This is a genomic window from Paracoccus seriniphilus (genome assembly GCF_028553745.1).
GTDB classification, from domain to species: domain Bacteria; phylum Pseudomonadota; class Alphaproteobacteria; order Rhodobacterales; family Rhodobacteraceae; genus Paracoccus; species Paracoccus seriniphilus.
Window position 1 is genome coordinate 2,262,774 of sequence record NZ_CP067129.1, and the last position, 22,618, is coordinate 2,285,391.

19 protein-coding genes are annotated in these 22,618 nt (G+C 60.1%); 4 read left to right on the forward strand and 15 right to left on the reverse strand.

What is annotated here, in order from left to right:
* Positions 1 to 44: 44 nt before the first annotated feature.
* Positions 45 to 1,040: a tRNA dihydrouridine(20/20a) synthase DusA gene (gene dusA / locus JHW44_RS11045; RefSeq protein ID WP_179217723.1), complete on the reverse strand. Its 996-nt coding sequence runs from the start codon at positions 1,038 to 1,040 to the stop codon at positions 45 to 47.
* A 219-nt stretch (positions 1,041 to 1,259) separates the two neighbouring features.
* Here dusA and JHW44_RS11050 point away from each other — a divergent pair, with 219 nt between their 5' ends.
* The 3 genes from JHW44_RS11050 (at position 1,260) to JHW44_RS11060 (ending at position 4,574) form a co-directional block, all read left to right on the forward strand.
* The gene (locus JHW44_RS11050; RefSeq protein WP_245847113.1) at positions 1,260 to 2,507 is read left to right on the forward strand and encodes a tyrosine-type recombinase/integrase; all 1,248 of its coding nucleotides are present in this window, start codon (positions 1,260 to 1,262) and stop codon (positions 2,505 to 2,507) included.
* 76 nt (positions 2,508 to 2,583) lie between these two features.
* Positions 2,584 to 2,838: a pyocin activator PrtN family protein gene (locus JHW44_RS11055; RefSeq protein ID WP_089344435.1), complete on the forward strand. Its 255-nt coding sequence runs from the start codon at positions 2,584 to 2,586 to the stop codon at positions 2,836 to 2,838.
* Positions 2,839 to 3,110: 272 nt separating this feature from the next.
* Complete coding sequence (locus tag JHW44_RS11060; RefSeq protein ID WP_089344434.1) at positions 3,111 to 4,574, forward strand: DUF3987 domain-containing protein; 1,464 nt, start codon at positions 3,111 to 3,113, stop codon at positions 4,572 to 4,574.
* A gap of 56 nt (positions 4,575 to 4,630) precedes the next feature.
* Here the strand turns inward: JHW44_RS11060 and JHW44_RS11065 are convergent, their stop codons facing one another.
* The 9 genes from JHW44_RS11065 to JHW44_RS11105 form a co-directional block, all read right to left on the reverse strand.
* The gene (locus JHW44_RS11065) at positions 4,631 to 5,005 is read right to left on the reverse strand and encodes a hypothetical protein (protein WP_143811458.1); all 375 of its coding nucleotides are present in this window, start codon (positions 5,003 to 5,005) and stop codon (positions 4,631 to 4,633) included.
* A gap of 128 nt (positions 5,006 to 5,133) precedes the next feature.
* Entirely contained in the window at positions 5,134 to 5,550 is a 417-nt protein-coding gene (locus JHW44_RS11070; RefSeq protein ID WP_089344432.1) for a hypothetical protein, read from the reverse strand.
* 1,043 nt (positions 5,551 to 6,593) lie between these two features.
* Positions 6,594 to 7,142: a hypothetical protein gene (locus JHW44_RS11075; RefSeq protein WP_089344430.1), complete on the reverse strand. Its 549-nt coding sequence runs from the start codon at positions 7,140 to 7,142 to the stop codon at positions 6,594 to 6,596.
* Between the two features lie 168 nt (positions 7,143 to 7,310).
* The gene (gene istB / locus JHW44_RS11080) at positions 7,311 to 8,039 is read right to left on the reverse strand and encodes an IS21-like element ISPkr1 family helper ATPase IstB (RefSeq protein WP_028031292.1); all 729 of its coding nucleotides are present in this window, start codon (positions 8,037 to 8,039) and stop codon (positions 7,311 to 7,313) included.
* Positions 7,969 to 9,537, reverse strand: a complete 1,569-nt coding sequence (gene istA / locus JHW44_RS11085; protein ID WP_089346207.1) for an IS21 family transposase — start codon at positions 9,535 to 9,537, stop codon at positions 7,969 to 7,971. The genes istB and istA overlap by 71 nt, the downstream gene beginning before the upstream one ends.
* Positions 9,538 to 9,610: 73 nt before the next feature.
* Positions 9,611 to 10,345 carry a hypothetical protein gene (locus tag JHW44_RS11090; protein ID WP_272850274.1) on the reverse strand — a complete coding sequence of 245 codons (735 nt, stop codon included), beginning with the start codon at positions 10,343 to 10,345 and terminating at the stop codon, positions 9,611 to 9,613.
* Positions 10,346 to 10,667: 322 nt separating this feature from the next.
* Entirely contained in the window at positions 10,668 to 12,761 is a 2,094-nt protein-coding gene (locus JHW44_RS11095; RefSeq protein WP_089342824.1) for a tyrosine-type recombinase/integrase, read from the reverse strand.
* Positions 12,762 to 12,789: 28 nt separating this feature from the next.
* Positions 12,790 to 13,047, reverse strand: coding sequence for a helix-turn-helix domain-containing protein (locus JHW44_RS11100; RefSeq protein ID WP_245846746.1), 258 nt, complete (start codon positions 13,045 to 13,047; stop codon positions 12,790 to 12,792).
* A gap of 220 nt (positions 13,048 to 13,267) precedes the next feature.
* The gene (locus JHW44_RS11105; RefSeq protein WP_089342823.1) at positions 13,268 to 13,708 is read right to left on the reverse strand and encodes a very short patch repair endonuclease; all 441 of its coding nucleotides are present in this window, start codon (positions 13,706 to 13,708) and stop codon (positions 13,268 to 13,270) included.
* An 86-nt stretch (positions 13,709 to 13,794) separates the two neighbouring features.
* Here JHW44_RS11105 and JHW44_RS11110 point away from each other — a divergent pair, with 86 nt between their 5' ends.
* Complete coding sequence (locus JHW44_RS11110; protein WP_089342822.1) at positions 13,795 to 15,288, forward strand: DNA cytosine methyltransferase; 1,494 nt, start codon at positions 13,795 to 13,797, stop codon at positions 15,286 to 15,288.
* A 27-nt stretch (positions 15,289 to 15,315) separates the two neighbouring features.
* On the opposite strand, the gene JHW44_RS11115 is transcribed toward JHW44_RS11110, so the two are convergent.
* The 5 genes from JHW44_RS11115 to JHW44_RS11135 form a co-directional block, all read right to left on the reverse strand.
* Positions 15,316 to 16,113: a DUF6339 family protein gene (locus JHW44_RS11115; protein WP_089342821.1), complete on the reverse strand. Its 798-nt coding sequence runs from the start codon at positions 16,111 to 16,113 to the stop codon at positions 15,316 to 15,318.
* A complete protein-coding gene (locus tag JHW44_RS11120; protein ID WP_143811425.1) occupies positions 16,110 to 16,928 on the reverse strand; it encodes a hypothetical protein in 819 nt (272 codons plus the stop codon). Before JHW44_RS11120 ends, JHW44_RS11115 begins: the two co-directional genes overlap by 4 nt.
* Before the next feature lie 89 nt (positions 16,929 to 17,017).
* Complete coding sequence (locus JHW44_RS11125; protein WP_089342819.1) at positions 17,018 to 18,850, reverse strand: hypothetical protein; 1,833 nt, start codon at positions 18,848 to 18,850, stop codon at positions 17,018 to 17,020.
* The gene (locus tag JHW44_RS11130) at positions 18,847 to 19,845 is read right to left on the reverse strand and encodes a PD-(D/E)XK motif protein (protein WP_179217613.1); all 999 of its coding nucleotides are present in this window, start codon (positions 19,843 to 19,845) and stop codon (positions 18,847 to 18,849) included. Before JHW44_RS11130 ends, JHW44_RS11125 begins: the two co-directional genes overlap by 4 nt.
* Positions 19,838 to 22,459: a Z1 domain-containing protein gene (locus JHW44_RS11135; RefSeq protein ID WP_089342817.1), complete on the reverse strand. Its 2,622-nt coding sequence runs from the start codon at positions 22,457 to 22,459 to the stop codon at positions 19,838 to 19,840. The genes JHW44_RS11130 and JHW44_RS11135 overlap by 8 nt, the downstream gene beginning before the upstream one ends.
* Positions 22,460 to 22,618: the final 159 nt, after the last annotated feature.

Sequence of the window (22,618 nt, forward strand, 5' to 3'; positions counted from 1 at the left end):
GCGGGTTAGCGCAGCATGCAATCGCGCACCAGTATGAATTGCGATCACGCCGCCGCTTGCATCACCTGGTCAAGGGCCGCGTCATAGACCTCGATCCCGCCTTTGGACGCACCTTCGGAGAGGGTGCGCTTCCATCCCCTTGCGCCCGCCCGGCCGTGAAACAGGCCCAGCATATGGCGCGTGAACTGATGCAGACGTCCGCCACCTTGCAGATGTGACTCGATCACCGGACGCATGGCGACGGCAACCTCGCAGGGGTCCGTGAACGGCGGCGTCGCATCCCACAGCCGGTCCGCAGCCCCCAGAATTTGCCAGGGCTGATGATAGGCCGCACGCCCGATCATGACGCCGTCCATATGTTGCAGATGCTCATCCAGCTGATCCATGGTCGCAATGCCGCCATTGACCGACAGATGCATCTCGGGAAACGCCTGTTTCATGGCAAGGACCAGCGGATAGTCCAGTGGCGGAACCTCGCGGTTCTCGCGCGGGCTCAGCCCCTGCAACCACGCCTTGCGTGCGTGGATTGTCATGCGCCGGATTCCGGCCTGCTGCATTCGCGCCAGGAAATCGGGCAGCACCTCGGACGGTTCCTGATCGTCGACGCCAATGCGACATTTGACAGTCACCTCGGCGTTGCTGACCTCCATCATGGCCTGCACACATTCGGCGACCAGATCCGGAGATTTCATCAAGACCGCCCCGAAGCAGCCCGATTGCACGCGGTCGCTGGGGCAGCCGACATTCAGATTGATCTCGTCATAGCCCCAGTCTGCCGCGATGCGTGTCGCCTCGCGCAATTCGGCGGGGTCCGAACCACCAAGCTGCAGCGCCACCGGATGTTCTGCGGCGTCATAATCAAGCAGACGTGACCGGTCACCATGAATGACCGCCGGCGCGGTCACCATCTCGGTATACAGCAGCGCGCGGCGCGACATCATCCGGTGAAAGACGCGACAATTGCGGTCGGTCCAGTCCATCATGGGTGCCACGGAAAGCCGAAAAGAACCGCAAGAATCTGATTTTGCTTCACTAATCATACTTCACCCCTCGGCTACTCAGCTTCAAAACTACTCCATTCCGGCGGGTTATGCCTTATTTCGCCGGGTTTCGCGAGCCGTGTTGCTACGGCGTAGCAACTCACGACGCCACCCGTCCAAGCGGTCGAGAGGCCCTCCCAAGCCGTCAGAGCGTCCCGATTTCCGGGGTTCTGACCTCGGACCAACCTTCTGACTACAATCGACCAAGGAAGTCCAACCATGACCGCAAACATCATCCAGTTTCCCGCCAACCGAGTGGCCGCACAGCTCCCCGCTCCTCAAACTGAAAACGTGCGTGATGACAGTGCACCGACGAGGAATCTGCCGAGGAGGGCTTCGAACGCGCGATCAGATGGTCGCCGAATGCATAACCCTAAATCTCGCAGTGTCGAACCCAACATTCAAGAGATTCCTGGCGAGAATGGCGGATGCTCCTATCGCGTCCAGATCCGCAAGTCAGTTCAGGGGGAAAGCGTCAGCTTCACCAAGACCTTCTCCAAGCTTGCCATGGCGAGGAAATGGAAAAAGCGGAAGCTTGCCGAAATCGAAATCGATGGCGTTCAAACAGTTTCGAAAAAAGGTGATACGGTAGCGGCTGCGATCACAGCTCGCCTCGCAAAGCACAAGCACTTGGGCCGTTCGGCGAGGCAGCAACTCGACTGGCTGAAGAATAGTGACTTCGGAAAAAAGAAGTTGACCGAGCTGTCGTTAGAGAGCCTGACCGACCTCGCAGACGACATGCTGGCGGAAGAGCGGCAACCTCAGACGGTAGCCGGGTACCTTGCAATTCTCGTGAACACGCTGCACTGGGCGTCCCGGCGCAATTTCATCATTCCTGTTGCCGCCCTTAAAGAGGCGATGGAACATATGTGGGAAGACGAGATACTTGCTCGCTCAGAGGAGCGAGATCGTCGGCCCGCTATAGACGAGTTGGACAGAATTCTCGGGGCTGCGGTAGATAACAAGCGTCAGAAAATTCCTCTTGCAAAGATAATCGTCTTCGCGATTTTCAGTTGCCGGCGTCTCGGAGAAATATGCCGCCTCCGGTGGGAAGACCTGCGTATCGAGCAGAAGAAGATCCTTGTCCGTGACATGAAGCACCCGAGGAAGAAGAAAGGCAATAATGTATGGTGCAATTTGACCGACGAAGCGCTTGCCATTATCCTCTCAATGCCCCGGGAAGGAGAGTTCATCTTCCCGTTCAAATCGTCGTCCGTCGGAACCGCTTGGCGTCGCCATCGCGACCGGCTCAAGATCCAAGATCTCCGGTTCCACGACCTTCGGCATGAAGGTATCACCAGGCTCTTCGAGATGGGAATGCCTGCAGCCTTCGTTGCCAAGCATTCAGGACACAAAAACGGCGGATGCCTCTATCGCTACGAGCATGTCGAAGAAGAAGGCGACAAGTTCGCTGGATGGCCTTGGAGTCAGTGGGCAGCTGAGGAGGGTGTAGGAAAAGTTGTCTGATGACACGGGAAATTTCTGATTCCTCGCCTGAACAGGATGAACCCACTTCCTGAGCATCCTGAAAACGGAGGCTCAGATGGATACCTTGGAACTGCTCCTAAAACACTTCAACTTCCTGCCTTTCATTCCTCTTGAAGAGGCAGGAACCCTATGGGGGCACACAGAAAAGACGATGAAGGAGAAGATCGACGCCGGCGATATTCGCCTTCCCTATTTTACCCCTGACGGAAAGCAGAAGTCAGTCAAGCTCGTCCGCCTCGAAACCGTTGCGAAGATCCTGGATCAACGGGCGTCAGACGCAGAGAACGAATTCCAGAAACTTTGGAGCTGACTTTCTTGTCAATTGCCTTTAGCCGGGCGGATGCTGTCATTCGAGGCATGCGCGCTCCCCCAGACCATCATCCTCAGGAATGAAGGAAAACTACAGCCCCTTCATACTTACAACCTTGAACACGAGACCCTCAGTCCCGCCCAGATTTCTCCATCTGTCCTAACCCTCGCAGGAATTTCGACCTCCGCCGCAAGATTCCGCTCCCTGCCGTTTCCGCCGGAAAACCGATCGACCGATTTCCTGATCACACCGAGCAGAAACGGAGATCAGGAATGCTTGCCCGCATCAAGTCCCTCGTCGGCAGGAATAACGCCAATGCGTCGAAGCCGAACTATTTAATCCCGTCAGGGGAAACGGCCCCTCCGCCACGAGAGCCCACGCCACTGCCCCATGCGGAACCGCCCGCCGGCGCCTTCCCCCTCGACTGCCTGACGCCGAAGCTACGTAGCGCGGCCGAGGCAATCGTCAGGAAGACACAGGGGCCGGCCGCCCTTGCCGCGCAATCCGTTCTGTCGGTGGCCTCGCTGGTCTCAGGAAGCCGGGCCAAGGTCCAAACCCTCGGATCGCCCTCGAACGCGACCGCAGCCTTCGTCACGATCGCATTGTCGGGCGAGCGGAAGAGTGCGACGGACAAGATCGCGAAAACCGGTATCGACCGGGTGATCTTGCGTCTCCGGAAGGAACACGAGATCGCCATGGCGCGGCACAAGTCGGAGATTTCAAGCGCCGGGCGGGGAGAAGAAAGACCTGCGGCTCCGGTATGTCCAAGCTTCCTGGTGACAGAACCCACGGTCGAGGGTGCCTTCAAAGCAATCGCGTCCGGATGCGGGTTTCTGGGCTGGTTCACGGACGAAGCCGCATCGTTTTGGGGCGGCCATTCCATGTCCAAGGACCAGCGTGCGAAAACGAGCGGCATCGTGTCGAAATTCTGGGATGGGGATTACTTTTTCCGTCCGCGTGCCGGTCGGGAGGGCGACGGCTATGTCCCTCCCACTTCAACCACGATCAACCTCATGTTCCAACCGACGCTGATCCGTGACACCTACGGCGACGAATTCCTGATCGGTCAGGGAATCCTGGCAAGGATGTTGCCGTGCTGGCCCGTCAGCAACATGGGCAACCGCAAATATCGGCGTCCGACGGCCGAGGACGAGGCTGCCGCGGATCTCTTCCACGACGAGGTGGAGGCCGCGCTGATAAACACGCTGGAGGACACCACCGAGAGGCTTCTCGCGCTTTCGGAGGACGCCCTGGCCATCTGCATCGAGTTTCACGACAAGATCGAAACCGAACTCGGCCGCGGCGGCTGGGCCGCGGACATCTCAGGGTTCGCGGCCAAGGCGCCGGAACACGCATGCCGGCTCGCCGCGATCATGACGCTCTTCGAAGACCGCGACGCCGAGACTGTCTCCGGCGACGTCATGAAAGCAGCATGCGAGTTGGTCAAATACTACCTGGGCCAATACAAGTTTCTGTGCATCGCCGCGACGAACGAAACCGAAATGGCACAGGCCCAGACACTTCTGGATTGGCTTCTGAAAAACCTGCAACCCGGTGACGGGTTCGCGACCGATCGGATCTTGCAGTACGGGCCGGTTGCCGCCCGGCGGTCGAAGGCTCTCGATCGGCAGCTGACCGTCCTGATGCAATACGGATGGGTCCACGAGCTTCCCGCAGGCACGAAGATCGATGGCAAGAAGCGGCGCAAGGCCTTCCGGCTCAGTCCCGAGGCATGACCCGGAGTGGTGGCCGGCATTCCTGCCGGCCACCGGGACGCCTTTGAAAGGTGGACTCACCGTCCCAGCAGCACCTTCTCGGCATCGATCCGGGCCCGGCAGATGGAGCGGATATGCGCGATGCGCCTCAGGGACCTGACGCATGCGTCGATCGCCTGTCCTCTGTCTGTCAGGTCCAGCATCTCCCGCACCTCTCCGACGGCTCCGATATCGGGTTCGTTCCGGCCATCGAATACCGTGAACGTGCCCAGGATTTCGCGCTCGCGCTCCCGTTCCAGGACCGCCGATAGAAGGTTGATGTCCGTGTTGTCGCGACGCGACAGACCGGCACAGGCGCGCATCGCCTCCAAAGTGCGTCGCAACGATCCACGCTCGAGCGCGTCGGCGGCAACCTCGTTGCCAGGGAAATGGTCGATGAACGCCCGGGTCATCCCGATCAGCAGGGAACACAGTTCATCGAGAGGCATTTGGTAATACGTCTGCATGTCTTTCTCCAGAAGAGTCGGTCACGACGGGATTGCCGCGCCTTCAAGCTGCCGGCCCTTGCGGGCCGATTGCGTCATGCAGCCGAGAGGTCGAACAGCTCTCTCAGGATGACATCGCACCCGGGATCCAGATCCGAGATCGTGACGAGAAGATCATAGAGACTGTCGGCCTCAATGCAGATCTCCTCGACCCGCGGATCCAGTAGGTCAATCATCGCGAAGCGGGCTGTTTCCTCGGTCTCCGGATCCCCGACGAGATCGAGGCACACAAGCCGATGCAGCCAGACCAACTCGTGCCGCAGCGCCCGCGTGAGCGAGGAGCTCTCGGAAACTCCCGACAGAAGCCGAAGGCAGCGACGGTGCGCAGTCGGGCCGCCGAGCAGCGCAGCGGCATTGAGCATCGCTGTCGCATGCTCATCGAAAAAGGTCCTGGTTGCGACGAGTGCGGGATCGCGCCCCGCAATGACAGAATTGGTCGCGTAGTTGAACATGAGTAGGTCTCCTATGGAAGTCGACGCCGTTCGTGGCAGTCAAGGCCCCGAGAAATCTCCTTTTCCGTATCGGGGGTGTTTTGCCGGCGCTTCCTTCGCAGCAGGAGCAGTCTTCGCCGGCGTGGTTGACGTCTTTGATCTCGGGGCGCCGCGTTTCCGTTTGCCGCGCTCTCGTCATGAGGAGCGCGGCAAAGGAATAACGGCGTCCATCCCTTCTCTTCTTCCGAGGGCTGAGCGGTTCCGGACGTGGAATTGAAGAATTCGCAATCTCGGTCCGGATGTTGCGGCAGGTTGCGGCGGAGGACGGAAAAAATTGAGAATGTGCCCTTCCTACCCCATGCGGGTGAAAAGGACCCTTCTTCAATTGAACCGGAAAAATGCAGATATTACGGTGTTTTGTGGCGGTGGGCGGCGGGCCCATCAAAACCCTTCGGTCAGGCTCAGGCACCGTCATGTCTGCTCGACGATGACCACTGGGCACCCCCGACCCAAGCCGCATTCATGGCGTTCCCGACCCTCGAGATTGCCGCGATGCGCTGGTGGGCGGACAGCGTGCGCCCTTCACCCTGAGCGAATATCGACCAGACGTCTCGCCCCTCCGGCTTCAGCGTCCGCCCCAACGCCTGCAACGCTATCTCGGCTGTCGCCCGCAGTGTTCGACGTGTCTCCCGCTCCGTCACATGGGGCACGACACGCGATCTCGTGGTCTTCGCAACCATGATGCCGCTCGATGTCGAGACGGACGAGAATGCCGGGCGCCCGGGCCGCGAGCCAGGTGGCAACGTCGCGGGCGTCCGCCTCCAGCTGCCTGGCCGCCGCCCAGGTCCTTTCCATGACAGCAAGAGTTTCGGAAGACCTGCGAGGGTAGTCGTGCATGGGTTCCTTCCTGATCGTTCATGCCTGGTTCCCGGCAACAGGGCCCCGGAAAGGGGCCGGCAACGCACGCCGTCCCTTTCGAGGTCCATGCCGGACTCTCCTTCGCGGGGCACTTTCGGCGTCTCGATAGCCAGACCGGCCCCGGGACAGGGAAGCCGTCTCTGAGGCTACACGCGCAAGGGCGTGGGGGACGACCTCAGGCCGGCAATGCGTGCGCCATGCTCTCGTGCGGCTCTCATCCCTTGCGCGTGATCGTAGCTGTCCATGGTTGTGGCGGCGCTCTTGTTACCGATGAGGGCTGGCGCCAGGTATCCCCCGCTCTGAATCTCCTCTGAGGCTTCGGTCGCGGCATTGTCCCTGACTCGATGGATGCTCACGCGCACACCGAGATGCTTGCAGGTCAGATCGCCGACCAGACGGCCGAGTTGCGCCGAGGTGATGGCCGCACCCATATCGATCATGCTCGGAAAGAGCGCCGGTCCCTCATCGAACAGTGGCCGGAAACGCTGCTGGTAGTCGTCGAGAGCCGTCCATAGCACCGGGTTGCACAAGAACTTGTCATAGCCCGCGAACCGCTTCTTCGCCTCACGCATTTTCAGAACGCGCCCGGGTAGCACGACATGAACGTAGGGTTTCTCGAGGAGCACGACGGTCGTGCCGAAGGCGAGGTGCGAAAGGGCCCGAGCCCGCTGCGGCAGGGCGGCGGCAAAGGACAACAGCAGGCCGTTGCGGAAGTCGCGTGCGACATGCAGACTGTCAATCGGCAGGCAATCTTGACCCCCTATCGGCGTTCAAAAATGACCCCCATGGAGCGCACGGGTAGCTGGCCCGATGCGGTGTAGCCCCCATACAGCGCAGCCGTATCGGGCCAGCGTGGCCGTCGGTCATTCTCGGGTCTTGAAGCGCCAGCTCTCGTTGCCGGTTTCGACGATGTCGCAGTGATGGGTCAGCCGGTCGAGCAGCGCCGTGGTCATCTTCGCGTCGCCAAAGACCGAAGGCCATTCCCCGAAGTCGAGATTGGTCGTCACGATGATCGAGGTGCGTTCGTAGAGGCGGCTGATGAGATGGAACAGTAGCTGGCCGCCGGTCTGCGCGAAGGGGAGATAGCCGAGCTCATCGAGGATCAGGAAGTCGAGGCGGCAGAGCAGGTCTGCCGTGCGCCCCTGTCGATCGGCACGGGCTTCGGCATCGAGCTTGTTTACCAGGTCTACGACATTGAAGAAGCGCCCCCGCTTGCCGCGCCGGATGCAGGCCCGGGCGATGCTGACGGCCAGGTGCGATTTACCAGTCCCGGTGCCGCCGATGAGGACGACATTGCGCTGCTGTTCGAGGAACTCTCCGGCGGCCAGATCGCGTACCAGCGTCTCGTTGACCGGCGTTTCCTCGAAGCTGAACTCGTCGACCTCTTTCGCCAGCGGCAACTTGGCGATCGTCATCTGATATTTGATCGAGCGCGCCTGCTTCTCGCTGATCTCGGCATTCAGCAGGTCGCCGACGATCTGTTGCGGCTCGTGCTGGCGCTTCACCGCCGTGGTGATGATCTCATCGTAGGCGGCCTTCATGCCGTAAAGCTTCAGCTGGCTCATCGCGTCCAGCACTTGTGATCTTTCCATGGTTGGGTCTCCTGAGACTGTCGTAGCGTTTGCAATCGGCGACGGGCTCGCAGGTCAGTCGCAACGCGGCCGGCGTATCGATGGTCAGTGGCGGTGGCGGCTCCCGATGCCGTGCAAGGATGTTGATGACGACCGAGGCCGCAGGGACCCCTTCGCTCAGGGCCTCGGCACAGGCAGCATCCACCGCATCCAGCCCATCGATCGGGATCATGCTCAGGATCTGGACCATCTGCCGGTCGCCGTTCGGCACCTTGCCAAGCTTGCGCTGCACGCGCCTGATCGCCGGCGGCAGGTCCCAGCCCTTGAAGGGGGCCCCATTCCGGAGGGCGCCGGGCTTGCGAGCCAGAACCGGAATGTAGTGCAACGGGTCGTAGATGGCCTTGTCGCGCCCGAAGGCTCGGGCGTGCTGCCCCACGATCTTGCCGTCCTGCCAGAACTCGACCCGCTCGGCATAGGCACGGATCTCGACAGGTCGGCCAACGGCCCGGCCGTTCACGGAGTAGCGGTTCTTGTCGAACCGGACGAGACAGGTCTTCGAGACCGAGGCTGGCACGGCATGGAAGCCGTCGAACGGACCGACGTAGGGGACAAGACTCGTGCGCTCGTCCTGGAATACCTCCCAGATCGTTCGATCCCGAAGCTCCTGGTGCGGGTTGGCTTTGGCCCAGGCAACACAGCGATCCTCGAGCCAGGCGTTGAGTTCGGCGTAGCTCTTGAACTTCGGCCGAGGCACGAAGAACCGCCGCCGGACAACGCCGACCTGGTTCTCGACCTGTCCCTTCTCCCAGCCGGATGCCGGGGTGCAAGCGACGGGATCGACGAGGTAATGGCTGCACATCTGCTGGAACCGGCGGTTGTAGGCGCGGTCGCGGCCGACGAAGATCGTGTCGACCGCGGTCTTCATGTTGTCGTAGATGCCCCGTGTGCAGGTGCCCCCGAAGAAGGCGAACGCCTTGTCATGGGCGTCGAAGACCATCTCCTGCGTCTCGCGGGGATAGGCACGCACGAACAGCATCCGGCTGTGACACAGGCGGACATGTGCCACCTTCACTGTGGTCGTCGCGCCATCGATCACTACGATCTCATGGCTCCAGTCGAACTGGTAGGCTTCCCCCGGATCGAAGCTCAGCGGCACATAGGCCGCGGCGGATGCCACCACCTCCTCCTTGGACCAGGTTGCCGCGTATCGCCGGACCGCATCATAGCCGCCATCATATCCTCGGGCCCGGAGTTCCTCGAAGATGCGGATGCGGGTCAGTCGCTCGCGCTTGGGCTTCCGCGCGTTCACCGACAGCATCTCGTCGAGCAAGTCTTTCCAAGGTCCGATCTTCGGCAACGGCTGAATGGTTCGCTCGTAGGTGAGCTCCGTTGCACCTGATCGGATCACCTTGCGCACCGTGTTCCGCGACACCCGCAGTTCACGGCAGATCTGCTTGATCGACTTCTTGTCCTGAAAATACGCCCGCCGGATCTTCGCTATCGTCTCCACGACCAACATCCCACACTGTGCTCCCCGATGACCTCGGGGGCATCATCCACATCAGTGTAAGGGGGTCATTTTTGGACGCCGATCACCCCTCTACGGGGTCAAAATTGCACGCCGGTTCACAATGCAGACCTCGAGGGCCATTCTCCCGTGCAGCGCCCATGAGATCGACGCCGAGATCGAAAATCGTCGATGCGCCGACGATCTGCGCGCCGGTCTTCGTCGGTCGGCCGGCGACCTTGGCGAGGGCATCATGCCGCGCGATGACATGCTCGCATCCCGTGCTATGGAAGCCGGGATCCGCCACGACGCGAAAGCCGGAGAGGATGCGCGATAGATAGTCGGCAACGCTCCGATCCGAGACACCGTCAGCCCTCAGGTCGGTCGCGTAGACATGGAACGAGGTACCTGTTGGCCGCAGCTCTCGACCGAGAACGGCGGACGCGCGACACCATCGCGCCAAGGCATGCGCCACAGACTGAACATGGTTCGCGCTCCACTTCTCGGAGTGAGGCCCGGGTTCACTGACCAGTTTCGTGACGAGCTTCCCTTGCCACTTTTCAGGGAGTGAGGAGATGGCGAACCGGGCCCGCTCGTCCATCGACTTCGCCGCGACCTTCGGACCACACCGGCTCTGCCGCAGGACCTTGCCGATCATGCCCGCGACCGGGACACCCCACAGGACGGGCGCACCAAGTTGTACGTATGCGAGCTCAGAAGCAGCATATTCTTTCCCGAGGCGCGCCGAGAGCGCGTCGAGATAGCCGGATATTTCCGTCCGGTCCGGCACGGGCATGGGCATGGGCATGGGCCAGCCCATGTCGCAGCGCCATTGCGAAAAGCCAAGCACAGAGCGAAGTACGGGCCCGGGATCGACGCCTGGTCGATCCCGGGCGAAGGCCTCGCGGAAGTCCTCAGGTGAGCACGGTGCGGCCCGCCCGGACTGAGGTTTCGTGGCCCGCATCAGAAGATCTCCCGCCTTGTTGCATCAGCCGGCCGGTCAGATCGAGCGGGCTGGAGGTTCGGGCAGGCGCACCCGGGGCCCGATTCAGCGTCGACGACGAGACGGGAATTCCGGTCGTTCGTTGCGGCCATGCGGGTGCGAAGTAATTGTTCGTCCGCGCGCCTCTGGAGTGGGGTCTTCATCCTGTTTTCCTTTTCTTCTTGGTTTTTTCGGGCTGCCGGGATTTTTGATCGGCGAGGTATTTGCTCCACCGGTCGAGAGCGAGATCCTCGTCTATCTCGGCATAGTGAGCGAGGGTCGTCTCGAGCCGCTTGTGTCCGAGGAGACGCTGGACATCAGGCAGCCGATCCGGATCTTCCCTGAGCCAGAGCCAGCCCAGAAAGTGCCGATAGAGGTGGGGATTCATCTTGAACCCCACGATCCGTTTCGTGTGCCGGACGAGACGCTCGAGCAAACCGGCATAGGGTTGCCCCAGATCGCCCCTTTCCCCCTGTGACGGGAAAAGGAATGGATTTTCGTCGTCTCCTGCTCGCAGAGCCTTCGGCCGGACCTTCTCGATGAACGATTTCAACCTGGCCGAAGCGTGCTCATCGAGCGGTATATGAAGATCCGGATCATCGCTGTTGCGCCCCTTCACCTGCACATTCGGAATAATGATGCGCGCCGTTCCACCCGCCCAGGAAATCCATGACAGACGGATGCCGGTGATATTGGCCCGCCGTGGTGCCCGCGCCAAGAGAATGTCACTGGCGATCGCACACATGATGTCCCGTGCCTCTTCAGGGCCGAGCAGATCCATCCTGGTCTTGCCGCGGGACTTCCGTTTCCGTTTGTCGATGATCGAGTTGACCTCGTCGGTCAGGATGTCGCTCAGATCGATCAGCCGCTGCTGGCGGTCACCGATGATCTGCCGCAGCCGGGCCTTGTTACGACGCGAGATGCCTGTCTCGCCAATCGCATGTTCCTTGATATGCGCGGCGATGGCATTCACATCGTCGGCGCTTCGACCGATGTAGTCCCGCGCCAGCTTCTTCAGCGTCTTCCCGACTGACTCGGCATAGCTGCTCGGGAATTCGTCGTCGGAATTCCCGGAGCTCAGAACGTCGAGGGCGCTTTCGATGACATCCGGATCTGTATACTCGGTCAGATTCTCGATCAGATACCCCGTTGCGGCGAAAAGCGCCTTGGCCCCTGCGATAAGCTGGTAACGGCGGTTTTCAAGCGTCCTCTTGCTCCATGTCTGTCCGGGCAAGAGGAAACCAGCCGACTGCCGATCCTCCTCGGTGCGCTTGCGGCCCCCGTTCTTCTTTTTCAGAAGGGCTTTCTTCGAGTTTACCGGGCCCGAGGTCTCCGCGGCGTCCAACTGCGCGAGGAACGCTTCTTCCGACAGCCCATCACGAGACGCCTCGCCCCTCAGCCACCGGCTGACAGGCCCGTCGAACTCGGAGAGCAGCTCGGAAAAGACCGAGGCATCGACGCCATACTTGTTCCTCCCGTCCGGGAACGGGTGCTCCACCACGTTGAACCCATAGGAGCTGAAGTCTGCATCGGTCGCGAGGCGTGTGCAGAGCGCCGAGATGCGCTGCACGTGCTTCTTGCAAGTCGCTTCGCCCTTCGGGCTGACCGCGAGCCGGTGCAGATAGTATTCATGGAGAACCTCTGTGGAGATTTCATCAGGTGAAATTTTCCGCTGATAGAGGAAATGGAAGAATGTTCCCGAGATCAGCTTCAGGTCATTTGGGCAATCGGACTCCGACAGCACATCGTGGATTTCGCGATAGATGCCTCTCACGTCGCGAATTCCGTTCGGCCGGTTTCGACCGCCATGAGAGTGAATAGCCGCCAGGATGTCGGATTTGTAGGTGGCGAAGCTGTTTTCCGTAAGATCGAGGGTTGCAGCTGACCAGCTCGACAATTTCTCGATCGCGCGCCGGCGATCCACGATTTCGATCTCGGCCACCCAGCCCGCGGCCTTCAGAAATGCCTTGAGGCGGGAGATGAGCACACGGTTGCGGCTGTCGGATTTCTCATCCCCTGTCGGGCGGGCCAGGTCGCTCATCAGGCGCGAATAGGTCATCTGACCCGCCGGCGTCGGCAAGTGGATCCCCATGACCTCGCCGAGCGCATCGAGAGTTTTCCTGTCCGATCGAATTCCGGGTATCTCGAGAATATTTTTCACGGCCTTCGGATTCAGACCGGCCTGCAAGGCCAGCGCGTGCTTGGTCACTCCGGTTTCGTCGAGATAGTCCCGAATTTGATCTTGAACCGTCATGTCATCACTCCCGTGCTCGGCTCGGCGCTCACTCGAGATCGAGATCCGCCCTCCGTACGGGGCGGATCCGATGCTCGAAAAGCGCCAGCCAGTCAGGGTGAACGAGCCAGCTCTTGCCAAGTTTTGTCCCGTCCAGGAAAACCCTGCCGCGTTCAGTCACGGTCCCTTTCACGATCCAGTCGCGGATCGTCCGCGGATGGCGTCGCAGTTTCTTGGCGACGTCTGCTGTTGTCAGGTATTCGTCGTAATTTTCATCTTCGGAAGCCTGCTTCTTATCTTCGGACATCTTGGTCTCCTCTTTTCTACAAGAGGGACCTACGCCCCGGCGGAGAGGCACCAAAACGCGGACGCGATCTTTTTTGGAGGCTCGGCGAAAATGCAGCGGGTAGCGGCAAGAAAAAATCTGCTAATTTTGCGAAATCCGGTGCAAGTTAGCCCGATTAGCAGAAATAACCGTGCGCGGGTGCGTGCGCTATCATTCCATGGCGAGCACCGTTGAATGCCTCTCAACCGAACTCGCGATGCCGCCTGCCACTTCGAATGAAATCGATGACTTCTTCGATCAATGCTTGGTCCGCTTGCTTTCCGATAGCGCATTCCCAGACAATCGCAGTTCGCCAGCCCAATTGGTGAAGCTCCTCCAAGGCACGAGAGTCACGAGCCACATTCGCGGAGAACTTCCCGCTCCAAAACTCTACATTGCTGGAAGGCATCGTGGCTTTGGGGCACCCTGCATGTCGATGCCAATAGCATCCATGTACCTGAACTGCGACATTCCACTTGCGAAGAACTATATCGGGAGACCCCGGCAACGATCGAACGTTCACACGATAGCGATATCCGGCGGCATGGAGCGCCGTCCTGAGAAGCATCTCGGGCTTGGTGTTCTTGCCACGGATGCCAGCCATCATCCGCGAGCGCGTCTTCTTGTCTACGATGTCTGTCATGACAGTGATATGGCTCCAGATGGTAGATTTTCGACCTGGCTCCTGACGGCAAACCTGGTAAAACACCTCGACTCCGGAGGTGTGGTTTGGCGAAGAAATATGCAATCATCGATCTTTTTGCTGGGCCTGGAGGGCTCGGAGAAGGCTTTTCGCGTGCTGGTCAGGAAGCCGAGGCGAAAGCGCGCATCCACTTGTCGATCGAGATGGAGCCCCATGCGGTTCAGACGTTGCGCCTTCGGTCGTTCCTTCGCAGTTTCGAGACTGTCCCTCGAGAGTATCATGATGCGCTCAATGCAGGCCATGGTCTGCCAGACTGGAAAGAACTGTATCCGTCAAACTGGGAGCAAGCCAACGCTGAGGTGAGACAACGGGTGCTCGGCCAAGAGGGCGTTTTCGAGGAGCTTGCCGTCGAGTTGGACAGAGCGCGCGAGACCTATCACGGCGATACGATCCTGATCGGAGGCCCCCCATGCCAAGCTTATTCCCTTGCCGGGCGTTCCAGAAACAAGGGCAAGCAGGGTTACATCCCGGAGGATGATGACCGGCACTATCTCTATCGCGAATACGTGCGGATTCTGAACCGCCTCGAACCAAGCGTGTTCATCATGGAGAACGTGAAGGGGATGCTGTCCTCGAGGGTCGATGGCGGCGGCATCTTCAGTCGCGTGCTCGATGACCTCGAAGCCGCCGGCGAACATGGGTATCGCCTTCTGCCTCTTGCAACGACGCCGCCTGCTAACGGTGAAAGAGCGGATGGCCGCGATTTCCTAATCCGGGCAGAGGAACACGGCGTCCCGCAGGCTCGGCATCGCGTGATCGTGCTTGGGATCCGCAATGATATTCCGATCCCCACAATCGATGTTCCGCTGCTCGGCGAACCACAGGTCCCCGTCACTGTTTCCGAAGCCATCGATGATCTTTTGCGCCTTCGCAGCGGCCTGAGTCGCAAGGACAGCGCGTCGGCTTGGCACGACGCCGTGCACGAACAAGCAGAGCGGATCGCGCGCGACAAGGCCATAGAAACCGATATCCGCCACATCGCGCGTGATGTCGCAAATGCCGACTCCCGGCCCGAGTTTCGGACAGCGCGCACGAGAGGTAACGGCGAATTCCTTCCGAACCACCTTCGCGACTGGCTACTGGACGACACGCTCGCCGTGACGCTTCACCACGAGACCCGGGGGCACATCCCCGCAGATTTGGGCCGATATCTGTTCTCGGCGGCGTATTCCCGTGTCCACGACCGGGCGCCGAAGCTCTCGCAGTTTCCGGAATTCCTGCAGCCCGAGCATCGAAACCGCAGCTCGGGAGACTTCGCGGACCGCTTCCGGACCCAGGTCGCGACGCGTCCATCGACGACAGTGACGAGTCATATATCCAAGGACGGACACTATTTCATCCATCCTGACCCTGGCCAATGCCGCTCTCTCACCGTGCGAGAGGCTGCTCGGCTTCAGACCTTTCCAGACAACTACTTCTTCTGCGGTCCGCGGACCATGCAGTATCATCAGGTTGGAAACGCTGTCCCCCCCTATCTCGCCTATCAGATCGCGAAGGCCGTCCTGCGGCTCGTCGGTTGAACCCGGTGTTACGCTTTAGGTTGCGACTCAGCTGTCCGCCGTTGCCAACGGGAGCGACGCGGGAAGGTCGTCCGTCACGCCTGCCACGCGAAAGAAGATCTTCTCGATCTCCCGTGTCAGCACCGACTGCTCCAGCTCGCCGAGATCGATGATCTCGTTGCGCAGCCTGACCATCTTCGTCGCGGCGCGCATCACCTCCTCCATGCGCCCGCGGCCGATCCGCCCGGATGTCACCATCCAGGCGGATGCAATGGTTCGGGCCAGCTTGCGGTCCCCGGCAAGCGATGCGCGCTCGAAGATCTGAACCATCGCGTCTTCACTCAGGCCGTGAACCAACTGCCACCTGTCGGCCGCGTCGGGGCCAAGATCGAGGGTGACCCCACGGATCCAGAGTCTCTGGAACGCATTGCGCACACCGCCCTGGAAGCGCTCCAGATTGCGATCAGGGAACCGCCACGAGACGACATCGGCCAGAAGCGCCGACGACAGGAACGCCCAGACGTCGTCCCTCAAGGCCTCGCCCGTCGAAAGGATCTCCTGATCGCCGAGCCAAGTGCTCACCTCCGCGTCGAATGCAGAGCGCGACTTCTGGTCCGAGCTTTCCGGAAACCCGTGCCTTTGCGCGATCTGCCTGATGTCGCGGGCAATATCGACAGCGGATTCGGCACTGACCGATCCCCCGCTGGGGGCGAACCAGAGGAAGGAGGAATGCTCGTCGAGAATGTCGAGCACCTCTTTCACGGTCGGCATCTCGCTTCCGACGTCGTCGATGATCCTCATCACGCCCAGCTCGTTCAGGCGAGGCAACAGCAGGACCCGTGTCATTCGCCTTCTCCGACCTGTGCAGCAGCCATGATTGTTGCGCGGAAACGTCCCGGAGCGCCGGTCATCTCCGCTCTGATCTTGTTGAGGGACTGCCCAGGGAACGCCATGTCCAGCCAGTTCCTGACCTGATCCCCGACCGAGCCCGCAACACAGTCCTCGAGCGCATCGTCGCAATCGGGCATGGAAACAACATTCTCAATCATTTGGGACATCACATCTCCCAGCACCGCCTGGACCGTCGCCGGATCACCCGCAACGAAGCGTTCGCAGAGTTCGGTGTAGTCGGCGTTCACGTAAACCCGCACGGCACCTCCGAAGTCGGCGTCGAGCAAGCCGCTGCGCCAATGAACGTACCAAGGTGCCGAGGCATGCGGCTGGCCGGCGAATGCCGACGCGAAACTGATGGTCTCGAGCGGGAAGCGTGCCGTTCCGCCATCCTCGAGCAGAATGTCCTTGCGGTCTGTCCAGAGCCTTGCACCCGGCATTGCCGGCGAAAGCGCACCGGGACTGGCAGGCTCTGCATCCAGCACGATCCCGGCCTCCAGCAGAAGGCGCCCGGACAAGCGCGATCCCGTCACGACAGCACGGACCTCGAATTCGGGCGCGGAAGGCACAAGCTTTCGCGTCTGGATCCGGTCCATTCTTCTGGGGATCTTCCCTGAGCCGGTTCCGGCTTTCAGGACAAGGGCCATCGAAAGCTGATCGAGCGGAATGCCGAGCTGCGCCGCCGCCCGGTCGAAATCGATCTCGAAACGGGCACCCACCTCCAGGTCCCGTTCATAATCCCAGCCTTCAAAGATGTCGGTGGCCGGCACCAGAGGTTCTCCCGGATCGCCGATCCGCCACCCCGCGAACCCGATCGAGGCCGCGTCGAGACGGCTGAATGGAAATGCAACACGCTGGCTCATGCGTTCGCCTCCTCAAGCGACAGCCGCAGCCCGATGGCCGCCTCGTCTGGCACGGGCACCCTGCAGACGACCTTGCCCGCCATGGTGCCGATTGCCATGCTCTCGCCCGGCTCAGTCGCATCCGCGACGGTGAGGTCGAGGACCTGCCCAGTAAAGCCGAGGTCCACATCATCCGGAGATGCAATACCCCCGTCCATGACCAGGTGCGGCACGGCCCTCAGGACAAGGTCCGTTGATCGTCCGTCGTTCGACAGTTCCGCTTCGAAGACGGCAATCTTCCGCCCGGCATCAATTTCCAGATGTGTGAAGCGAGGCGAAGATACTCTTGTCCGTTTCGTCGTTCCACTTCCGCCGCCTCCGGATCGGCGACCGGGGCCCTTGGCCGATCCCCCCTCCAACAACCGACCCATGAGCGTCGCCGTGGCCGCGAGGGACTGTCCCTTTTCTTCCGACTGTCCTGAAGCGGATAGCGGATTGGCGAAGGTGCGCGCGGCCTCGTTGATCCGCTTCAGTCCGACATTCACGAAGGTCTTCGAGCGTCCTTTGGGAAGGTTGTCGGGGATCCAGTCGTCATGTGCTGGTGGTTCGGCGTCGGCGAATGCCGCTTCGACCTCGTCGTCATCTGAGCAGACGAAAACGCCCCCCCATTCGAACCGGGCATCCGAGAACGCCTCGCCTTCGACATACTTGACGACCAGTTCGACCGGCCGCATCAGCGCGATATGGCTGGCCTGTTTCGGGAACGGGCTATGGGCACGCAGCGCGGCCGGATTCCGATCGGAGCGCAACCCCTTGACCATGGCAATCCGGCCCAGATCCATAGCCGGACGCTGGCTGAGGACGATCTGGCCGCCACCTAACCTGATCTCCGAGAGCGCCCGGGCGAAATGATCGAGTGGCGGATAGTCTTCCGGATCGGGAACGTGGATATTCTGTCCGTCCACGTCGATGGACACCGAGAGCTTCCGATGATGCGGCGTGTCCCTACACATCCTCGGCCAGAAATTCCAAAGGACGGTTTCGAGCAAATGCGGACCGACCGGGAGCCGCTCATCCTCGTCGTCGTCCTCATCGAGGCGGGGCGAGACGATCATGATCGTCGTCCCTGTCGCTTCGGCGCTTCGTTCGGGCAGACCGAGCAAGCCTGCCAGACGGATTGCCTCATCCCCGGAGAACGGCTCCACTCCGCTGGTACCGTCGAGACTTCCCCACCAGTGTCGCCCGGTAAATCGCTTCCGGACGTCACCTTCAATCGCCGCGAAGGTTCCGCCAAGGCGGCATGCCATCAGCCTGCGAACAGGAAGGCCGTCGCAGGTCGTCTGGCTGTCGACGAGAATTGTCGAGTGTCGGCTCAACGCATAAAGCGACGTCTTGCCGTAACCATATGTTCCCCCGCCCTGATGGGTGTCACGCGCGGCGCCGACATTCCGCATGAAATTCACGAAATCCGGATCTTCCGGCCCATCCGCCACAAGGTCCGCTCGGGTTGGTCCCGAAAGCCCGCTTGTCCCGAAATCAGCGATCTCGAAGACCTCGAGGCTTTCCCCCATCAACTCCTCCTGAAGAAGAGCAGCGTCGGCGTCCTTCGGAATTTCCGCAAATACGTGCCTGCGGAGCGCAGCGAATTCCTCGCCCCGAAGAACGCGGCTTCGCAGCATAACCTTCGGTCCCTGGCCCGGCAGCGTGGCGTCCATCGAATTCTGCAACGCTTCGCGGATGACCGTCTGCAGAAGCCCGAGCGTCGGCCGCCCGAGAAGCCGTCTGAAGCCCTCGCCGGTAATATTTCCCGTCGTGGCGAAAGGTTCGCTGTAAAGCTCCATAGACTTCATTCCGGAAATCCTTTTAGCAACTTTTCCATATCTTCGTGGGGAACAAGGAAGTCGCGAGCATGCGAAAGATCAATTTCATAAGAAAGCTTTGCGACACCTGCCGGCAAGACACCGGCCAAGAAATCATCGGGCGTCAGTCGCGGAAACCCCGGCTCTACGCGATAGATGTCCAAGCCTTCGAAAGAGAAACGCGTGCGGTTCCACCTGTCGTCATCAGGCGCGTCGCACCCCAACTTGCCCAGAGCCTCGGTCAGACGGTGAGAATCAGCACCGGCCTCGATGATCGACTTGCATAGACCGGATACAGACAGTGTACCCTCCTCCGCCCTTTCCAAGCGAACGTGCGTCAGAAGAAGTGTGCCCCCTTCCGGCGGATCGAGTTGCAGTATCCCGTTGATGCCCAGATGCCCGGCATCCGCACGTCCCGACGTCTTCACCTCGATCGCACGAGCACCGCTCCGGAAGTCGTGTCGCTGGCCGAAGGGCCCCGTCCACGATGAAATGGCGCCAGGCTTCAGATCCACAATCCGTTTCAGGATCAGCAACTCGCCGACCAACCCCATGACCTCTGCCGACGACGGGTCCTTCCGGCCCCGGCCCATCAGCAGTGCCCGGAAATCCGATATCGTTCCCGACACGGCCTTAGTTGGAGCCTGGCCTTCGCGCAGTCTTTTGAGGATTTCACCTGCCAGCTCTACAAATACATTGTCGAGCTTCCGGTCGGTAACCATCAAGTCAATAAAGGATACCGAGCGGCTATCCATCTTGAATGTGCTGACGCCAGCGAAGAGGTTCGGCCCCGATCCCAGATCCTTCGGCGGAGTGATTTTTCCAAATGGCACAAGCAAACGGGGTTCGCCAGATGGACCAATGGCATAGAGTGCCGGACCGAATCCCGTTTCGACCCGGGTGCTCAGACTTGGCACCTCGAGCTTTCCGTCGCCGCCCTCGCTGGACCTCAAACGGCTCCAGATTTTCCGCGCACCGTCAGGCATCTCCCGACTCCAGTGGTTCGCCGATTTCTTCGAGTTCGTCCTCTTCAAATTGATCCGTGGCCGGCGCATCCAATTCGACGGCGAAGTACCCGCCTGAGCGATCCTTTTGTCCCGGGAAAACGATACCAAAACCCATCACATCCTCGACCGCATCGAGGGCTACACGCGTCTTCGATGAACCCTTCGGAGGAGATTTGGCATTGATCGGGTAGAGCAGGAGTAGTGGCACTTTGGGCCGAAGGTTCTTGAAGTTCGTCCAGTCTTCCTTGCCGTCGAAGTCCGCGATGCGCCCAAGCTCCGCATCCACAAGAATGTCCCGCTTGGACATGAGCGCCTTGATGTCCGCATAGTGATCAGGCGATGCAGCCAGTCGCGAACGCCGTATCGTGCGGACTTGCCCCAGTTTACCGAGTTCTTTGGTCGACACCGTGTCGCTCCGGGGCTGCATGATGGCAACGTTCCATGGTCCGAGAATCTCTTCCACCTCATCGAGGTAGCCGAGAAGGTGAGGTTTCTTCAAGTCCATGTGCTCGGCACAGATTTCGGTTGCCACGAAGAAGCACCGGACGGTTTCGAAAGGCACCTGCCGGAATAGAACGTGGCCCTTTTCGTCCGACCTGTCCGCAGCTTCCTCGAAGCAGGCGTCGACGAGATTAGCCGCCGCGCGCCAGTTGCCTCTCAGAACATCCGCTTTCAGGTGATCGAAACGGATCGTCTGAACATGCTGACCATCGTAGCTCATGCTCGTTCGATGCACGTGCTTCATCTTCGCCGCTGATGTTATGGCCATGCCAGGTATCGCCCGCACCTTCACGGCAAACTGCATCGGGGTCAGATTGCGGCGTTTGTATTCAGCGATGTTTTCCCTGATTTCCTCCTCGATTCTTGCCAACGCCCGGAAGTTCGCGATCAGGTCTGCGGTTGTCCACAATCTGGGGAGGTCGTCATAGCCAGGTCGGTATCCGAACCAGCGCCCCATCTGAAGGAGTGTATCGTATTGCTTCGACGTCCTAAGAAAATAGGAAACCGATAGCCCCTCCAGCGTCAAGCCACGCGCAAGAACCGTGCCGCCGACAACGATACAGGTGACAGGACCGTTCTCGTAGTCGAGACGCCGAACGCTTTTCCCGTTCTCGACCGGAAAAGTCAGTGCCTCGAGCACATCTGGCAGATACCTTCGAACCGTCTCCAGGCTTTCAGGAATGCGCTCCTTGCCGGAGGGAGCTGTCCGCTCCACCTCATCAAGATACAGCTTGTCGAACCTCGATCCGATTTCCCCTGTACCCGAGACGATCTCCGGACCGTGCCTTTCGATCCAGTCACTGATCAGGGCGGACATGTAATCGTGCTGGGCCACGTATTGCGACGAATGAACCAGCATGGACATATGCTTGTCCTGATCACCCCGTGATCGGCGGATGGCGCAGCTTGCGAGGAACCACATGATCGCGTTCTGGAGGCTTTGCGTCATGGCCGGTCGGAAACTCTCTTTCTCGTCGTTTCTGGTTGGTCTGATCAAGTCCGGGTCGTCCTTGTCGAGAAGCCGCACCATGTCGCGCCCCTCGTTCTCCTCCTCGGCCGAGTCGCTTCCGAAAACCTCTTCTGCCCCGAAATAACCGATCGGCTTTTCGAGCGCGGTGATGAAGTCGGCAGGATAAAGGTCGTCCAGTTCGTCCTGATTGTAGGGAAACGGGTCGATGAAAACATTCGCGAACGGGGTCGCAGTATATCCGACATATGAAACCGCCGGCAGCACAGCCAAGACCTGCCGGATCGCTTCATTGATCCGGGTCATGTCGAAGTCTCCCCGCGATGAGTTGACGGATGCTTGGTCACATTCGTCATCAATCAGCAGAACCTTCAATCTGTCCATGACGATTTTCGGCGTCTTGCTGATCGTCTTGCAAAGGGCGCTAAGGCGACTGACCTCCTTCTTCATCACGATGAGCTGTGCGTGACCTTCATGCGGCATGGTAAAGGCGCCATTCGCCGGGTGGCTGAAGTCTCCAGTTTCATCGCTGGTGGTATACAGCTCCCACAGGTGCCTATGTCGTCCGACCACGTCCTTGGCAAAGCGATCTTGGGTCTGCTTCCTGAGCTTGTTTGTCACCCCGCCCAGCACGATGATCAGATTGTAGCCAGCATCAACAGCCTTCGCCATCACAGCCGTCATGTTGGCCGTCTTGCCAGATTGGACATAACCGACCACGAGTCCACGGCATCGGAACTGCTCCTTCGCGGGGTTGTCGAGAAGTGAAACCACTTCATTGGACGCTTCATCCAGCGACCGGATCGTCTCTTCGGCCCAGCCTTTCGTGTTCAGCAGATAGGCGTGAAGTGCGGGCCAATGACGATCGTTGCCTCGAGGACCGTCATACCACTTCTCCCGATCCGCGATTATGGAGTTCTTCCGGAGGATTACGACATCCTGCTCCGTTGCTCGCACCCTCTCCACTGCCTCGTCGAGGTCCGAGATCATCTGCTCGGTGAAACTCATGCCCCAGCTCTCGAGGTTCTCTCTTACTGCCGCTGCAACCTGTTCCAAGTTGTCGTAGTTCGACTTGCGATCTCGGATTTCCTTTTCGAACTTGAGAACCTGTGGTGAAGCGGTCATAGCAATTCTACTCTCCTGTAATTGAGGCAAGTTTGGTCAGTTTTCTCGACAATGAAAAGTCCGGTGTTGTCTTCTTCGCGTGAATCAACTCCCACGCTGAACTCGCCCGATCCGGACGCGAGCGGAGGCCTCAATAACCGGGACGTACGCGTTGCAAAC

Bases quoted from the DNA above. Each gene is read 5' to 3' on its own strand.
- JHW44_RS11065 (WP_143811458.1), bottom strand. From the start codon at position 5,005: ATGACCCGGGCGTTCATCGACCATTTCCCTGGCAACGAGGTTGCCGCC.
- dusA (WP_179217723.1), bottom strand. From the start codon at position 1,040: ATGATTAGTGAAGCAAAATCAGATTCTTGCGGTTCTTTTCGGCTTTCC.
- JHW44_RS11055 (WP_089344435.1), top strand. From the start codon at position 2,584: ATGGATACCTTGGAACTGCTCCTAAAACACTTCAACTTCCTGCCTTTC.
- JHW44_RS11130 (WP_179217613.1), bottom strand. From the start codon at position 19,845: ATGCCTGACGGTGCGCGGAAAATCTGGAGCCGTTTGAGGTCCAGCGAG.
- JHW44_RS11060 (WP_089344434.1), top strand. From the start codon at position 3,111: ATGCTTGCCCGCATCAAGTCCCTCGTCGGCAGGAATAACGCCAATGCG.
- istA (WP_089346207.1), bottom strand. From the start codon at position 9,537: ATGTTGGTCGTGGAGACGATAGCGAAGATCCGGCGGGCGTATTTTCAG.
- JHW44_RS11050 (WP_245847113.1), top strand. From the start codon at position 1,260: ATGACCGCAAACATCATCCAGTTTCCCGCCAACCGAGTGGCCGCACAG.
- istB (WP_028031292.1), bottom strand. From the start codon at position 8,039: ATGGAAAGATCACAAGTGCTGGACGCGATGAGCCAGCTGAAGCTTTAC.
- JHW44_RS11105 (WP_089342823.1), bottom strand. From the start codon at position 13,708: ATGACAGACATCGTAGACAAGAAGACGCGCTCGCGGATGATGGCTGGC.
- JHW44_RS11115 (WP_089342821.1), bottom strand. From the start codon at position 16,113: ATGACACGGGTCCTGCTGTTGCCTCGCCTGAACGAGCTGGGCGTGATG.
- JHW44_RS11135 (WP_089342817.1), bottom strand. From the start codon at position 22,459: ATGACCGCTTCACCACAGGTTCTCAAGTTCGAAAAGGAAATCCGAGAT.
- JHW44_RS11125 (WP_089342819.1), bottom strand. From the start codon at position 18,850: ATGAAGTCTATGGAGCTTTACAGCGAACCTTTCGCCACGACGGGAAAT.
- JHW44_RS11100 (WP_245846746.1), bottom strand. From the start codon at position 13,047: ATGTCCGAAGATAAGAAGCAGGCTTCCGAAGATGAAAATTACGACGAA.
- JHW44_RS11095 (WP_089342824.1), bottom strand. From the start codon at position 12,761: ATGACGGTTCAAGATCAAATTCGGGACTATCTCGACGAAACCGGAGTG.
- JHW44_RS11070 (WP_089344432.1), bottom strand. From the start codon at position 5,550: ATGTTCAACTACGCGACCAATTCTGTCATTGCGGGGCGCGATCCCGCA.
- JHW44_RS11090 (WP_272850274.1), bottom strand. From the start codon at position 10,345: ATGGGCTGGCCCATGCCCATGCCCATGCCCGTGCCGGACCGGACGGAA.